This is a genomic window from Lentihominibacter faecis (genome assembly GCF_014306095.1).
Classification (GTDB): domain Bacteria; phylum Bacillota; class Clostridia; order Peptostreptococcales; family Anaerovoracaceae; genus Lentihominibacter; species Lentihominibacter faecis.
The window spans coordinates 1-15,387 of the sequence record NZ_JACRWC010000074.1 but is presented as its reverse complement, the minus strand read 5'-3'; the positions used below and the strand labels follow the sequence as shown (position 1 = coordinate 15,387).

13 protein-coding genes and 1 tRNA gene are annotated in these 15,387 nt (G+C 43.6%); all 14 read right to left on the bottom strand.

Going from position 1 to position 15,387, the window contains the following annotated elements:
• Positions 1-11 precede the first annotated feature (11 nt).
• The 14 genes from infB to H8876_RS05920 all read right to left on the bottom strand — a co-directional run bounded on the left by infB (position 12) and on the right by H8876_RS05920 (position 15,206).
• Entirely contained in the window at positions 12-2,867 is a 2,856-nt protein-coding gene (infB, locus tag H8876_RS05985; RefSeq protein WP_249286971.1) for a translation initiation factor IF-2, read from the bottom strand.
• A 36-nt stretch (positions 2,868-2,903) separates the two neighbouring features.
• A complete protein-coding gene (locus H8876_RS05980) occupies positions 2,904-3,215 on the bottom strand; it encodes a L7Ae/L30e/S12e/Gadd45 family ribosomal protein (protein WP_249286970.1) in 312 nt (103 codons plus the stop codon).
• Positions 3,196-3,480: an RNase P modulator RnpM gene (rnpM, locus tag H8876_RS05975; protein ID WP_249286969.1), complete on the bottom strand. Its 285-nt coding sequence runs from the start codon at positions 3,478-3,480 to the stop codon at positions 3,196-3,198. Before rnpM ends, H8876_RS05980 begins: the two co-directional genes overlap by 20 nt.
• Complete coding sequence (gene nusA / locus H8876_RS05970) at positions 3,464-4,729, bottom strand: transcription termination factor NusA (RefSeq protein WP_249286968.1); 1,266 nt, start codon at positions 4,727-4,729, stop codon at positions 3,464-3,466. The genes rnpM and nusA overlap by 17 nt, the downstream gene beginning before the upstream one ends.
• Positions 4,730-4,746: 17 nt before the next feature.
• Positions 4,747-5,220 carry a ribosome maturation factor RimP gene (locus H8876_RS05965; RefSeq protein ID WP_249286967.1) on the bottom strand — a complete coding sequence of 158 codons (474 nt, stop codon included), beginning with the start codon at positions 5,218-5,220 and terminating at the stop codon, positions 4,747-4,749.
• Between the two features lie 354 nt (positions 5,221-5,574).
• A tRNA-Ala gene (locus H8876_RS05960) sits at positions 5,575-5,650 on the bottom strand.
• A gap of 318 nt (positions 5,651-5,968) precedes the next feature.
• Complete coding sequence (gene tnpA, locus H8876_RS05955; RefSeq protein WP_249286966.1) at positions 5,969-6,340, bottom strand: IS66 family insertion sequence element accessory protein TnpA; 372 nt, start codon at positions 6,338-6,340, stop codon at positions 5,969-5,971.
• A 238-nt stretch (positions 6,341-6,578) separates the two neighbouring features.
• Complete coding sequence (locus H8876_RS05950) at positions 6,579-7,406, bottom strand: N-acyl homoserine lactonase family protein (protein ID WP_249286965.1); 828 nt, start codon at positions 7,404-7,406, stop codon at positions 6,579-6,581.
• 24 nt (positions 7,407-7,430) lie between these two features.
• Positions 7,431-8,804 carry a TRAP transporter large permease gene (locus H8876_RS05945; RefSeq protein WP_249286964.1) on the bottom strand — a complete coding sequence of 458 codons (1,374 nt, stop codon included), beginning with the start codon at positions 8,802-8,804 and terminating at the stop codon, positions 7,431-7,433.
• Positions 8,797-9,339 (bottom strand): TRAP transporter small permease, encoded by a 543-nt coding sequence (locus H8876_RS05940; protein WP_249286963.1) that lies wholly within the window; start codon positions 9,337-9,339, stop codon positions 8,797-8,799. The genes H8876_RS05945 and H8876_RS05940 overlap by 8 nt, the downstream gene beginning before the upstream one ends.
• Positions 9,340-9,395: 56 nt before the next feature.
• On the bottom strand, positions 9,396-10,499 hold the full coding sequence (locus tag H8876_RS05935) for a C4-dicarboxylate TRAP transporter substrate-binding protein (RefSeq protein WP_249286962.1): 1,104 nt from the start codon (positions 10,497-10,499) through the stop codon (positions 9,396-9,398).
• Between the two features lie 67 nt (positions 10,500-10,566).
• Positions 10,567-12,234, bottom strand: a complete 1,668-nt coding sequence (locus H8876_RS05930) for a thiamine pyrophosphate-binding protein (protein ID WP_249286961.1) — start codon at positions 12,232-12,234, stop codon at positions 10,567-10,569.
• A 247-nt stretch (positions 12,235-12,481) separates the two neighbouring features.
• Positions 12,482-14,551, bottom strand: a complete 2,070-nt coding sequence (locus H8876_RS05925) for a sigma-54-dependent Fis family transcriptional regulator (protein WP_249286960.1) — start codon at positions 14,549-14,551, stop codon at positions 12,482-12,484.
• Between the two features lie 286 nt (positions 14,552-14,837).
• The gene (locus H8876_RS05920) at positions 14,838-15,206 is read right to left on the bottom strand and encodes an LPXTG cell wall anchor domain-containing protein (RefSeq protein ID WP_249286959.1); all 369 of its coding nucleotides are present in this window, start codon (positions 15,204-15,206) and stop codon (positions 14,838-14,840) included.
• Positions 15,207-15,387 lie beyond the last annotated feature (181 nt).

The window sequence follows — 15,387 nt, the reverse complement described above, 5'->3', positions numbered from 1 at the left end:
TACCTTCCTTACTAGTCTCTCTTTACCTCTTCCATCGTGAAGCACTCGATGATATCGCCTTCCTTGATATCATTGTAGTTTTCAATGCCGATACCACATTCGTAACCCTGAGCAACTTCCTTTGCATCGTCTTTGAATCTCTTGAGAGATGAGATCTTGCCTTCGTGGATAACGATGCCGTCACGCACCAGACGGATCTGTTCATTACGAACTACTTTGCCGTCCGTTACGTATGCGCCTCCTACGATACCGACACCAGGAACCTTGAAAGTATTTCTGATTTCCACTGTACCAAGAACGACTTCCTTGAATTCCGGATCCAGCATACCCTTCATAGCGTTTTCCACATCATCTATGATATCGTAGATAACACGATATGTTCTGATCTGTATCCCTTCACGCTCTGCGATGGAACTTACAGCTGCGCTCGGTCTTACGTTGAAGCCGATCACTACAGCATCTGAAGTTCCTGCCAGCATGATGTCGGACTCATTGATCGCACCTACGCCAGTGTGTACGATCTTAACTCTTACTTTATCATTAGACAGCTTTTCCAGAGAAGATACGATAGCACCGACAGAACCCTGTACGTCGCCCTTGACGATCAGGTTCAGTTCCTTGACTTCGCCTTCCTGGATCTGGCTGAACAGTTCTTCCAGCGTTGTGCTGGAGTTTCTTGCCAGAACTTCTTCTCTCAGTTTATCCTGTCGTTTTTCTGCGATCTCTCTTGCGACCTTGTCATCCTTCACGGCATTGAACACGTCACCTGCGTGTGGAACATCGGTCAGACCGAGGATCTCCACAGCAGTTGCCGGACCTGCCAGACGGATCTTTTCTCCCTTATCATTGGTCATGAGTCTGATCTTGCCGGAACACGTTCCTGCTACGATGCTCATGCCTGCCTTTAACGTACCATTGAGCACCAGAAGACTTGCTACCGGACCCTTTGCCTTGTCCAGACGAGCTTCCAGAACGGTACCAAGAGCCAGTCTGTCCGGATTCGCCTTCAGTTCCAGGACTTCTGCCTGTAGCAGGATCATTTCCAAAAGGTTCACGATCCCTTCCCCTGTCTTGGCAGATACCGGCACGCTGATAACATCTCCGCCCCAGTCTTCCACAAGGACGCCCTGCTCTGCCAGATCCTTTTTTACGATGTCCGGATTTGCACCTGGTTTATCCATCTTGTTGATAGCAACGATGATCGGAACACCTGCTGCCTTGGCATGGCTGATGGATTCGATGGTCTGCGGCTTGACGCTGTCGTCAGCAGCAACGACCAGTACAGCGATATCCGTTGCATGAGCGCCTCTGGCACGCATTGCCGTGAATGCTTCGTGTCCCGGTGTATCCAGGAATACGATCTTCTGACCATTGATTTCAACTTCGGATGCACCGATGTGCTGAGTGATCCCTCCGGATTCCTGGGCAGTTACGTGAGTTTTACGGATCGCATCCAGCAGGGATGTCTTACCGTGGTCAACGTGACCCATAACGGTGATGATCGGAGCTCTCGGCTTCAGATCTTCTTCTTTATCTTCGAAGGATTCGATTCCTTCCTCTTCTGTCTCTTCCTTGACCTTGCCGATGGCAACCTGCAGACCCATTTCTTCAGCCAGCAGCACCACTGTATCTTCATCCAGATTCTGGTTTACGTTAGCCATAACGCCCATCTTCATCAGCGTCATGATGATCTTAGATACAGATGTCTTGGTCTGTTCTGCAAAGCCAGCTACGGTGATCGGTACATTGATCATAATGGTTCCTGCCGGCAGTTCTACAGTTTCTACTTCCGGTTCTGGTGCAGCCTTCGGCTTGTTGTGCTTCTTGTTTCTTACCTGTTTTTCCAGGGACTGCGGCTTTCCGCCCTTGCGGCCGCCCCGTTCCAGCTTGGAAAACTTATCGTGTTCTTTTTCCTTGTTCTTCTTCTCGCCTCTGTGGGAAGTCGGCTTGGATACTGCCACATCGCCGGCAGCATCATCTCTTCTCGGAGCAGGTCTGCTGCTGCGATCCTGGCTCGGGCGAGCGTCTTTCTTTTCGCCCGGCTTGCCGCCTTTGCGATCAAATGATTTCCGTTCGCCACGCTTTTCATTTTTTCGATCGCCGGTTTTGCGGTCACGATCTCCGCCCCGCTTCTTTTCTTCAGTTTTTTTCTCTTCCTGACGCTTTTCTCGTGCTGCTGCACGGCGCTCTGCCGCTTCCGCTTCTTCTCTTCGCACGTCTTCTGCTCTTTTGATCACCTTAAGCCGTGTCTGTCTTCTCGGAGCTTCCGGCTTCTTTTCAGCAGGTTTCTCCGTCTTTTCCTGTTTCTGCTCTGTTTTCGTTTCCGGCTTTGCAGCAGTCTTCTTTGCAGGCTGTGCCTTCGCTGCGCTCTGCTGTTCTTCTGCAGGTGCTGCCGGCTTATCAGCCTTCGCTTCTGCTGCCACCTGCTTCGCAGCCTCTTCTTCTGCGATACGCTTTTCCAGCATGGACTTGGAGACTACCGGCTTGCCTTCCAGCGGCTTTGGTCTTCCTTCGACTTCCTTCGGCACGATCGGCTTGCCTGCCGGAGGCTTTGCAGCAGTCCGCGCAGCCGGCTTTGCAGCAGCCTTCACCGTCTTCTTCTTTTCAGGCAGCTTGATATTAGCCGCTTTGACTGTCACCTTAGGGCCACCGTCCTTTTTTTCTGCATCCGATTTCTTCGCCCTGGTACGCACTACCTTTGTTTCCGTATGTGTACCACCCTTTAAGATGGTGTTTTTTACAGCTGTCGTATCGATGTCCGAAAGATCATCGCTGGTTCCGGACACTTTTATTCCCATGGCTTTCGCTTTTTCGAGAACCTCATCGCCGCTCAGGCTCAGTTCCCGGGCCAGATCCTTTATTTTCATACACACTTCCTCCTTACTGTCCACGAGGGACTTTTTCTATTCTAACTCCCGCTCGATTTCCTTTGTAATCGCTTCCGCAAAACCCTTGTCGCATATGGCGAACACGTTTCTGCCGGAAGCTCCCACGGCATGTGATAATTCCTCACTATTACCGTATTCTATATGATTTACGCCGTACTTTCGGATTTCCTTCATGATTTTTTTTCGGCTGTTTTCCGAGATGTCCTCCGCCAAGATCATCAGTTTTACCTTTCCCTTCGCCATGGCAAAGCTGCAGGTGTTGACGCCGGTCAGAAGATTTCCCGATTTTTTCGCGAATCCGAGATAGCTAATCACTTTTCTGTTCATATGTCATCAGCTCCTCAAAGATTTCTTCAAGCCGTTCCTGTGAGATCTCAACGTCAAAGCTTCGCTGCAAAGCACGCCGCTTGCGCGCCTTTTCCATGCACTCCCGGCTCGGACACAGATATACGCCTCGTCCCTTTGCTTTTCCGCTGGGATCCACGCTGAGATTTCCCTCATAGCATGCGATCCGCACAAGACTGTTTTTTGGTTTGGATTCCATACAGCCTACGCATCTTCGCATCGGGATCTTTTTATTCTTCAATCTCATCGCCCCTATCTGCGTCATCTTCATCTACATACTGGATGCCATCATCCTCTGCATCGTCGGTCTCTTCAGGCTCTGCAGCATCTTCTGCTGCCACCAGCTCAGGTTCTTCTGAAGTCTCCGTCTCTGCAGCATCTTCCGTGTACTGGATGTCGTCCTCGTATTCTTCGAAATCTTCATCTTCATATACTTCGATTTCTTCCATGTATTCCGGCCCGTCAAAGAACTGCGTATGGCTCTTGATATCGATTTTCCAGCCGCAAAGTCTTGCTGCCAGTCTTACGTTCTGACCTTCTTTGCCGATAGCCAGCGAAAGCTGATAATCAGGGACTACTACTGTCGCCGCTTTTTCTTCCTCGTCGATCAGTACTTTTTCTACCTTTGCCGGGCTGAGAACGTTCTTGATCAGGATGTGCGGATCATCATCCCATGTCGTGATGTCGATCTTTTCTCCGAAAAGTTCATCGACGATATTCTTGACACGGCTTCCGCCTGTGCCGACACACGCTCCTACCGGATCTACATTTTCATCCTCTGTGTATACGGCGATCTTCGTTCTGGAACCAGCCTCTCTGGCAATGCTCTTGATTTCTACCGTGCCGTCTTCGATTTCAGGAACTTCCAGTTCAAAGAGCTTTTCTACAAATCCCGGATGTGTTCTTGAAAGGAAGATCTGAGGACCTTTCGTGCTCTTTCTTACATCCATGATGTACGCCTTGATCCGGTCATTGACTTTGTACCGTTCGCCAGAAGCTCTTTCCCCTGCCACCAGGATGCCTTCGGTATTACCCATGTTGACAAAGATGGTTTCGTTGCTGATCCTCTGCACCACACCTGTGATCAGATCTCCCTGACGGCTGATGTAGTTGTCAAAGATCATACCACGCTCTGCCTCGCGGATCCTTTGCACAACTACCTGCTTGGCAGTCTGTGCCGCGATACGACCGAAATCCTTCGGCGTTACCTGGTATTCCACCACGTCCCCTACCTGGTATCTCGGGTCGATCTCCAGAGCTTCTTCTAAAGAGATCTCCGTGAATTCGTCTTCCACTTCATCTACGACATCTCTGCGCATCAGCACATCCACATCACCGTCCTCACGGTCGATGTTCACTCTCACGTTCTGAGAAGTTCCGTAGTTTTTCTTATATGCGGAAACAAGTGCCGATTCGATCGCTTCGATCAGGACCTCCTTCGAGATTCCCTTTTCTTTTACTAAATCATTGATCGCATTGATGAATTCCTTATTCATATTTTTTTCCTCCCACTTTAGAAAATAACTGCCAGCTTTGCTTTTGCGATTTCAGCAAGCTGCAGATGCCATTCTTTTCCGTCGTGATCCTGCACAGTAATGGAATCACCTTCCATTGTCTGCAAGACCCCTTGTATATTTTTAGTGCCGTCCTTGCCCTTATAGAGCCGGATTTCCACCTCACTGTCCAGATATCTCTGGTAATGTTCCGGTTTGACCAGTTCCCGATCCATGCCCGGCGAAGAAACTTCCAGATAGTAGTTCTGCTCCACAGGATCCGCTTCGTCCAGCTTCTCGCTTAAAAAACGACTCACCTTCTCGCAGTCCTCTGTCCCGATATAGCCTTCGCCTTCCGGTTTATCGATGTAGATCCGAAGGAACCAGTCCTTGCCTTCCTTCACAAATTCGGAATGATACAACTCCAGCCCCTCTTCCTGCAGAAATTCAGAAAGCAGTTCATCGGCCAGTACCGTTATTTTTTTCTTTGCCATAAAAACTCCTCTTGCTCCACTGACAAAATGAAAGAGTGGGCGATTTACCCACTCTTACTCGAATTACTTAGGTTTGTTGTATTTATATTATCATATAAATATTGGAATTTCAAGGGGTTTTATCGGGTTTTGGGAGAAAAACGCCTTTGGTTTTCAAACTTCTCAATGTTGACAACCCACAAATTTAGATTGAATCATATAAAACTATTTGATATTATCATCTTACATTTTCATGATAAATGTGTCAACGCAAAATATGCCGCGCCATAACAAAAACCAACACAATCCACCATAACGAAAGGCAATAAAAAAAACTCTGAAACGTTGAAATTCCAAAGAGTTTTTCGTTGTAATTGGTGGAGCATAGGGGGATCGAACCCCTGACCTCAAGATTGCGAACCTTGCGCTCTCCCAGCTGAGCTAATGCCCCATATGGAATTTTATTATAGCACATCCGGATTTCGTTCACAACTGTTTCACAACGGATTGACACTGTCTTTCTTTACAGTAAACTTGTAATCAAACGCTTTATATGCCTTGTCACCACTGTGCGCCCAGTATCTATAGTAATACGTTCTTGGAGACAACTTTCCAAATTTGATTTTGCTGTTTTTGAGTTTTCTCCCACTTAAACGAATATTTCTTGTCGTGTAAAATCCTATATGATACAATAAAATAAGAGGAAAGCCGTAGAAAACGGCTAGCCAATTTTGGTTTTAATGACCGCTACCGGCTGCATGGGAGGCGGTCATTTTATTTCCCGTACAATTCTGTACAGAATCAATAGATAAACTACATTCATAATGTACTCTACCATTTGGGGTGTATTTCCGTTTACTTCAATGGTCAGGTTATTTGCACGAATAATCATTTGTGGTGAAAATGCAGACCCTGACTCTACATCTGAAATGATTTCCGTTGGGCATAGTTCTGCAAACGTTTCCGGACATGCTTCTATTGCTGCTTCTTTCACTTTGCGAAGCCAGTAGTAATACATATTCCTGGTAATGTCTTTGTCTTCACAGTACTCATCAACCGTCAGGCCGGAATGAATCCGATCCTGAATGATAGCATTCCACTGGGAAAGACGAATATTTGTAGTTGCAAGTTTGGTGTCCATGATAGCCTCCTGTTTGAAAATGTAGGGAAAAGTTGAAACCAACTTTTTAAACCTTTCCTAACATTATCTCAAATTTAGAGGAGCATGAACAGATACCACTGGTTTACCACTTACGATACCGCACCAACATATATAAATGTAGGCACGGTATCTCTCGTTTGCAGGCTTATTGCCATGCTAAAAGAAGATTAATTTAATGTCACGCATGCAATATTGAAAGTTTTCGTTTTAATTGTTTTTAGCCCCAGCTGCCCTTGAGAATAACCCAAGGATCATGTCCGGTCAGATAATATTTAGGGTCAAATTCATCAGCAATTGCCTTCAGCTTATTGTAGCTGTCATATGCTTCCCAGTGGTCATAAACAACACTGTTGAACAGATATGGTGACATATTGTCCGGAGCAGGTGTTATCTCAACTTCTGTTCCGTCAAGCTGTACCATGCTTGTCTGCTTAGGGAACAGACACTGATTCATATGCGGAAGGTCTCCTGTAATAATAAATCTGCCTTCTGAAGTAGGCACTACTATTGCCATACTTCCCTTAGTGTGTCCAGGAATTTTGTAAAGCTCAATGCCGTTAGGAAGAGTAAGATCTCCGTCAATCTGATATATGTTCTTGAGAACCTTCATATCATCAGGTGTTCTCTTGTCAAAGTCGCTTCTTACTTTCTGTCCCGGAACCTGATAAAGAAGATTTATATATTCATCTCTCTGGAAATAAGTCTTTGCATCCGGGAATAATGCGAGGCCGCCTGCATGGTCATTATGCAGATGTGTGTACATAACAGTTCCGATGTCTTCAGGCTTAAGTCCATGCTTAGCAAGGGCATCGAGTACATACTGGTTTCCGCCTTCTGCTTCGTATCCGCCCCAGGCACGGCCGTTTACGATATTATCCTGATGAATACCGGTATCTACCAGAATGTTTTCTTCACCGTTCTGAAGAAGAAATCCAGTGTATGGAATATCGATCATCAGATCCGGGTCTAAACCGGCTGTCATTACGCCCTTAGGCACGTTAATCTTTCCATAATAAAGTGAATAAATTTTCCAAAGCTTACTCATAATTAAACTCCTTTCTTAACTTGATCACATTCCCGCGGTCAGTACCAGCGAAATGAACGGGAATATCACAATAATAATGGCATGAATCAGCATTGTGATCAGGAATGGAATTACTGCAACAAACATTCCTTCAACTTTAACACCTTCATATTTTTTAGGAAGTGCTCCTTTAACGGAGAATACGCACATTCCAAACGGAGGTGTAATAAGTCCCATATGTACAAACAATACGATAACAATACCAAACCATATAAGGTCAAATCCCATATCTGCAATCAGCGGTGCCATCATAGGAACCGTAATAAGCATTATGGATGTCGAGTCGAGTACGCATCCGAGTATGATGATTACTACCATGAGCAATGCCAGTATCAGGTATCTGTTGGCATTTAATCCCATAACAACATCACTGAGCCATACAACTGCGCCACTCATTGCCAGCATTCTGGAATACATTGTTGCTGCTATAAGCAGGAACAGGATCGAAGATGCTGAAGAAGCAGTTTCAAGAAGTGCATTCTTTAATCCGCTTAAATTCATACCGGATAAAAATCCTATGATAAGTGCGCCTAATGCACCTACACCTGCAGCTTCTGTCGGAGTGAAAAATCCTCCCCAAATTCCGCCCAGAACCAGGATGATAAGGAGAATTGTAGGAATTACGCTGATGCATACCTTGGCAAAGCTTTCTTCTTCAATTCCGCCTGCGGCTTCAATCTTTTCATCCAGCTTGTTTTCTATATCCTTCTTGCTTCTCTTATAATATCCCGCTTCAAACATTTTCTCCGGTTTGAAGATTGCATATCCCAAAACAAGAACGGAGAACATTACCGCCAGTAATATACCCGGCAGTATACCGGCTATGAACATCTTTCCGATTGATACTTCCGCCAGCATACCGTAAAGGATAAACATAAGGCTTGGCGGAATGAGCATTCCCAGTGTTGAACTTCCTGCAACACATCCTGCTGCCCACTGCGGCTTATAGTGATGACGTTCCATTTCAGGAACGGATATTTTAGCAAAGATAGCTGCTGATGCGATTGCTACACCTGTTATTGCTGCAAAGACTGCATTCGCAAGTACAGTTGCTACTCCAAGGCCTCCCGGAATCTTTTTAAGAATTTTTTCAAGGAAAGCGAACAGGTCCTTTGCTATATTCGAATTGCTCATGAATGCCCCCATGAGCATAAACAGCGGTATGACCGCAAAGGAATAACTTCTCAAGGCTTCAAACGAAGTTGTTCCCAGAATGTACAATCCGGAATCGATATTGCCGGACATGAGAACTATTCCCAGCACGCTCATAAGTGCTAATGAAAAACCTATATGAACACCTGCGATTACGCAAACAAATAGGCCGACTACCACAATAAGTGCTACTGCTAAACTACTCATTCACGCCACCTCCGTTTTCTACGCCCGCAAGCTTGTCTTCTTTTTTTAGAGTAATCTGCTGCAGTACATATACGGCACAGCTCCATGCTGAAAGCAGAGACCCTAAGATAATTATTCCTCTAACAGGCCAGTTTGGCCATTTAAAGTTGCCTGTAATCTCATATGAATGAGTTTCGATCGCACTGACGAACGGTTCCCAGGCAGATATAATAATAAATACGAACAGGAGAAATCCCAATGTGTATGAGATTATGTTCAATATCTTTGCTCCTGTAAATCCTACTCTGTCAACTACGATTGTAGTTCTGACATGACTCAAAGTAGCTGTCGCCCATGGAATCATGAAAAATGCTATTCCTACAATGGAGTTTCTTACTATTTCAGAAGCTCCTACAAATGAAGAATTGAAAAAGTTCTTCGCAATTACATCATATGTGATGATCAGCATTATTATCAAAATCCATATAGCTCCGGCAAAGCTCAACCCTTCTGAGAGCTTTCTTATGCCTTTATCAATTTTTAATATAACACCCAAAGCGTTCACCTCCTAAGAAAGAACAAGGTAACTAATATAATGGTTTTTAACAGAAATTATAATTCTTCACTCCAATCTCGTGGCAGTTCATAGCCTGTTTCCTTAAGCAATTCGATATATCTCTTCATAATTTCCGTGCCATTATAACCGGCTTTGTTTGCATCTTCTACCCATGACTTGGCCATGTTAGGAATCAGCTCTGCATACTTTTCCTTTTCGCCAGGCTTCATTTCTACTACTGTAAGGCCGTTGTCCACCATATGCTGCAAACCCTTTTCGTCCATTTCGTTGGCGATAACTCCGGATTCAACAGTGTATTCACGTCCTACCTCTATGAAAATCTCCTGAACTTCCTTTGGCAGTTCGTTGAATTTGTCTTTGTTTACAGTAATATATCCGCATGATACTGCACCTAAATCAAGGTTTGTCTGATACGGCGCCACTTCATAAAGCTTATATCCGTCTGATGATGCCGGGTACATTACCCATCCATCATAAACGCCTGTCTGGAATGAAGTGTAAGCTTCCGTCAGGTCTCCCTGAATAGGGACTGCACCGGTTCCCTTCAGCATAGGAAGGTTAGGTCCTGCAGCTGCAACGCCGACGTTTTTAAGATCCGAGATTTCATCTACCGGCATGGTTGTGATGAGCTGATAACAGCCAACACCGCCTATGCCAAGGCAGATTGAGTTCATGTCATCAAAAACTTTATTGAAATCTTCAGGATACTCTTCCGAAAGCTGTTCCATAATCTTGTTAACCGTTACAAGGTCCGGGGAGTTGAAAGGTACGTTGTACGTCAAGTTCTGCAAAATCATATTTGAGTTAAATGCTGAGCATACAGCGCCTACATCAAGCAGTCCTGCTCCTACTGCATCACCTACTTCTGCCAGCTTTGCTACAGATCCGCTCCACGCAGTAATCCATTTAATCTCATAGTCTGTTCTTTCTGCAACTCTCTTTTCAACTTCCTTAACAAAGAAATCATTGGCCGCCACATTATAAGGCATTCCTGTTTCCGAATGTCCCGAGCCTATTCTAAGCTCGATTACCTCAGCTTCGCCTTTACCCCCATTGTCTCCGCACGATGTCATACAAACACCCATAGTGATTACAAGAACCATCGTTGTAATTATTGCAACTAATTTCTTAGCTTTCATTATGTGCCTCCTTAACAACAAAGCGACTTATATAAACACTTCTTCTAAAAATAACTGTTATTTTGCTTTAGAATGTGATTATAGGCGCACATGAAGGGTCAGTTATAACGTTGATAACATAAGACACATCTGATGCCATAGCTCTTTCTATAGCCTTGCCTATATCAGCAGAATCAGTTACCTTTTCACCGTCGGCACCAAAGCTCTTTGCGATACCCACGAAATCAGTAGGCTCAAATTTAACCTTTTCAGCATAAACTTCAAATCCTTCCGGATCGTCTTCATAAGCTTCTGAAACATATGGGATGCACTGATTGAAGTGTGAGTTATTGTTCAGGATTACGATAACTTTTATGCCGTTTCTTACTGATGATTCCAGCTCTGAAAGGTGATAATAGAAAGCTCCGTCTCCACTGAAGTTGAATACCGGTCTGTCCGGACAAGCGCACTTTGCACCGATTGAAGCCGGGAATGACCATCCAAGTGAACCTGCAGCTCTCATGTATTTCTGAGTGTCTTTCATTCTGATTGCTACATCAGCCCAAGTTGCTGACCAGCCTGTATCTGCTACAACGATTGCATCGTCAGGTAATGCTTTTGATATTTCCTGACAGAGTCTTCCTGTCTGAACAGGAACTGTTTCTCCGGACATGTCGTCCAGTTCTTTGAGGGATTTGGCAACATATGCTGCTGCTTTGTCTCTCCAGTCTTTTCTGTCCTTTTTCTCAATTAATGGAAGCAGCTGTTCCATAACTGTTCTGGCGTCGCCCTGAAGACCGAATGTGTTCTTATAATTCTTGCCCAGCTCTCTTCCGTCAATGTCGATATGGATAATCTGTCTGTCGAGCGGCGGTGCTGTGAATGCCAGTGTTGTCTGGTCTGATACCATTGAGCCGATGTAAACAACTAAATCGGAATCTGTAGTGATATGGTTTGCGCATGCCATTCCATATCCGCCTACTACTCCGCCCCAAAGCGGGTCATATTCACTGATTATAGTTTTTCCGTCAGGAGTTGTACAAACAGGTACATCAGCCTTTGTTGCCATTTCATATAATACCTTGCCGTCAGGATCTGAAATCAAAGCGCCTCTGCCTGCTACAAATACAGGACGTTCTGCCGCATTGATCATCTCTGCCGCTTTTTTTACAGCCTCGGGATCTGCTGCAGGTCTGAATGCCGGTATTGAAGCGAAGCCCGGTTCAGGTACAAAGTTCGCATTCATCTCTGCCTTTTCAGCAACTTCTCCAGCATATCCGATTACATCAAGATGTACTGGTCTTGGCTTTCCTGTTGTTGCTTCTCTTATAGCCTGGCTTAACAGGAACGGCAGCTGCTGAGCATCATATGTAGTTTCATTGTACTTAGTTACTCCTGAAAAATGTGCTCTGTGGTTTGATTCCTGATATCCGCCCTTCTGATAAGCATTGTCCTGTTTAAATCCAGTCATAGCCAGTACCGGAGTGTTGCCGAGCCATGCATCATGTACGGATGCTGCGAGGTTTGCTGCACCGATTGACTGTGACATGCAAACACCGATTTTGTTTGATGCTCTTGCATATCCGTCTGCCATATAACCTGCAGCTTCTTCCGAATGAGCCAGCACCGGTGTTATACCATACTTTCTCATTTCTTTAGTGGAATAGAAAAAAGCAAGTTCTTCATAGAAAACATGAGTAGTGCCATTAGCCTTTAATGTCTCTCCAATGTACTCATATCCTTTTAGTTTAGACATAAAATTCTCCTCCTTTTTTAATGTCTTCTTTAACTATTGCCTTTTAATAGCGCAAATTCGGTGCCACTTCACATTATGGATTTGCAAATTTCCCACTAAGATACTCTAATCCTTTAAATTTAAATATATTTTTTGTTTGAATTTTTTTAAATGCATTTAACATTGATGATATGAGGCACTTATTTTGTTTCTAAAGGAAACGAGGAGTGTTTCTAATCGAAACACTCCTCGTTTCCTTGGGATACAACTATGTAAGCTCGTATTCTTTCAGTTTTTTATAAAATGTCTTGCGTCCTATGTTCAGCATCTCTATAGCTCTGCTCTTGTTATTGTCACTCCTTTTCAGTGCTTCTAAAATGAGTTCCTGCTCCAGTGCCCTTGTTCTTAAAGGAATGTTAAGTATGTCATCATCATTAAAAATACCTTTAAGCTGGTGATGCTGTTTTATTTTTTCAACATTATCTTCTTCAATATTATCTATAAGTATATCATAAGTCTGAATTATTCTGTCACACATTATGACACTCTGCTCCATAACATTTCTAAGCTGTCTGATGTTTCCCTGCCAGTCATAGTTTTCAAGAAGCCTCAGTGCATCTTTTGAAATATTTAATGATTTTCCATACCTGTCATTAAAGGAATTGAGGAATTTCAAAGCCAGAGGTTTTATCTCCTCTTTTCTGTTCCTAAGCGGCGGAACCACCAGCTTAACCACGCTCAATCTGTAATACAGGTCTTCACGGAAGGTGCCGTTTCCTACCATTTCTTTTAAATTTCTATTGGTCGCAACGATAATTCTTACATCAACTTTCTTGGTTTCTTTTCGCCCGACTTTAGCAATTTCCTTATTCTGAAGAAATCTCAGCATTTTAACCTGTCCGGCTAAAGATATCTCCCCGATTTCATCAAGGAAAACCGTTCCTCCGTCACCCATCTCAAAGATTCCCATTTTACCGCTCTTATTGGCGCCTGTAAAGGCACCTTCTTCATACCCGAACATTTCACTCTCCCACAAGGAGTCCGGTATAGCGCCGCAGTTTACAGGGATAAACGGTTTATCGGCTCTGCCGCTGTTATTGTGAATAAGGTTGGCGATGAGTTCTTTTCCCACGCCGTTTTCGCCCTCTATAATCACATTTGCATATGAGTCTGCTACTTTTAATGCGGTGGTGACCACTTTCTTGAAGTTTTCACTTTCACATACCATTTCATCAGGCAGTTTTGTGATTTTATTCTTATAATAGCTAAGCAGCTTCTCCTGCTTGCTTATTTCCGTTTTAAGTTCTTTTATATGCGAGATATCCTGAAATATTACTACAATATTATTCAAGTTCTGATTTATCCCGCACAAAGGAATTCCAATAAGGGAAAGCTCCGTGTTGTTGCTCAGCTCAATGTTTTCATGGAAAACATCTATTTTGCCTATTTTAAATTTATTTTCAAGAGTTGTTCTTATCTCTTTCTGATATATCGTTCCATTAAAGCTGCGAGGCACGGTTTCCTGGAACTTTTCATTATGATAAATGATTTCCAGCTTGCTGTTGACGATAAAAACCGCTTCTTTCAGGTTGTCAAAAATCTGTCCCACAAGGTTATTAAACTGATTGATCTCGTTAATCCCTATATATATGCTGTTGGCTTCATTGTAATCTTTAATTATTGCCGCTGCCCCAAGGTACTTTTCATCATCGCCTTTGAGAGCTTTATAAAGTGGCATTACTGTTGCCCCGGAGAAATTAAGATGCAGAGGATCTTCAACGATTATATTATCATTTGCTTCACTAATCTCCATAAGTCTGCTTTCCGGGAAATTCTCCTGGACATTCTTCCCAATCAGCTCATTATCTTCGATTGAGTGGATCTGCCTGTAGGTTTTATTCATATAGATTATTTTATTGTTTTCATCAATGGCAATAATGCCGTCATCTATGTTGTCAAGCATCCGTTCCAGATAATCCAGGTACTGTTTCAATATATCCACAATCTCCCACATGGAAAGAATGCCTCTGTAACTGCCTTGCTCGTCAACTATAACCATCGGCATAGTGTCTTTTATTGCTTCTTTTATTTTCTTCTGTTCATTCCTGCTGTTTTCCTCAATCGTAGAAAACGCCCCGTTCATTATATCCGAAACAACATTTTTGCTTTCACTGCTGCTGTTAACAGCGCAGTCAGCAACATCAAAAAACGATACCGTTCCTACAGGTTTTTCATCTTCTGAAACTACGGCTGCAAAGTCTGCCTTCTTATCAAGCATCAGCCCAAATGCCTCATTTATTTCCATATTTTCAGCCAGCACAACCCCGCTTCTATCCATCTTATAACCTTCCCTTTTTATAATATTTCCTTATACAGCTTAAACATTTATTACAACCTTATCTATAATTAAAGCAAATCTCGTGCCATCTTGTTTCCGTTTTTATCGTTTTTATTTTATATTTTACCATATTGCTTATTCTCTGATAATATTTTTCTTTTATGTTCGACCACTTTTATCGTTTTTGTCGGGCGCCCGCCGAGCCACTATATAAAAAACCATCCCGGCGTCGAACACTAGGATGGTTTTCAAATTTGTATTTTGTTTTGAAATCTATTTTTCTTATTTATCCGTTACGTCTTCTAGTTGCGACTAATGCTCCCATACCAAGAAGTGCGGCAAGTGCAAGACCCATTGGAAGAAGTATGTTAGCGTCATCACCTGTTTCTGTTGTACCATCAGAAACTTTGTCTGCAGGTTTGGCTGGTTCTGCAGGAGTTGCTGCCGGATCTGTTGCTTCGCACATTGTACATTTTCCGTTTGCATATACATGTTCACCTGTAGCCGGAATAACTACGGATGTAATTATTTCAGTTCCTTCGGCATTATTAAACATTAGTTTGGAATTCTCACACAAATAATATCCAACATTACCATCCTTAACGCAGGTTGCAGCTACTTTGGTGTTAGAATATAAATAGTACAAAATAAACATGACCATTTTCAATAAATATTATATGATAGTCATAGATCAAGAGAGGAGAATGGTTATGGCAAGAGGTACAAGGTATTCACAAGAGTTTAAGGAAGATGCAGTAAGATATCGGTTGGAACATCCTGAGATTGCGCTTCGTAAGTGTGCTGAAAATCTTGGGATTAGTGAATCAGCACTAAAG

Bases quoted from the DNA above. Each gene is read 5' to 3' on its own strand.
- infB (WP_249286971.1), bottom strand. From the start codon at position 2,867: ATGAAAATAAAGGATCTGGCCCGGGAACTGAGCCTGAGCGGCGATGAG.
- H8876_RS05980 (WP_249286970.1), bottom strand. From the start codon at position 3,215: ATGAACAGAAAAGTGATTAGCTATCTCGGATTCGCGAAAAAATCGGGA.
- rnpM (WP_249286969.1), bottom strand. From the start codon at position 3,480: ATGAGATTGAAGAATAAAAAGATCCCGATGCGAAGATGCGTAGGCTGT.
- nusA (WP_249286968.1), bottom strand. From the start codon at position 4,729: ATGAATAAGGAATTCATCAATGCGATCAATGATTTAGTAAAAGAAAAG.
- H8876_RS05965 (WP_249286967.1), bottom strand. From the start codon at position 5,220: ATGGCAAAGAAAAAAATAACGGTACTGGCCGATGAACTGCTTTCTGAA.
- tnpA (WP_249286966.1), bottom strand. From the start codon at position 6,340: ATGGACACCAAACTTGCAACTACAAATATTCGTCTTTCCCAGTGGAAT.
- H8876_RS05950 (WP_249286965.1), bottom strand. From the start codon at position 7,406: ATGAGTAAGCTTTGGAAAATTTATTCACTTTATTATGGAAAGATTAAC.
- H8876_RS05945 (WP_249286964.1), bottom strand. From the start codon at position 8,804: ATGAGTAGTTTAGCAGTAGCACTTATTGTGGTAGTCGGCCTATTTGTT.
- H8876_RS05935 (WP_249286962.1), bottom strand. From the start codon at position 10,499: ATGAAAGCTAAGAAATTAGTTGCAATAATTACAACGATGGTTCTTGTA.
- H8876_RS05930 (WP_249286961.1), bottom strand. From the start codon at position 12,234: ATGTCTAAACTAAAAGGATATGAGTACATTGGAGAGACATTAAAGGCT.
- H8876_RS05925 (WP_249286960.1), bottom strand. From the start codon at position 14,551: ATGGATAGAAGCGGGGTTGTGCTGGCTGAAAATATGGAAATAAATGAG.
- H8876_RS05920 (WP_249286959.1), bottom strand. From the start codon at position 15,206: ATGTTTATTTTGTACTATTTATATTCTAACACCAAAGTAGCTGCAACC.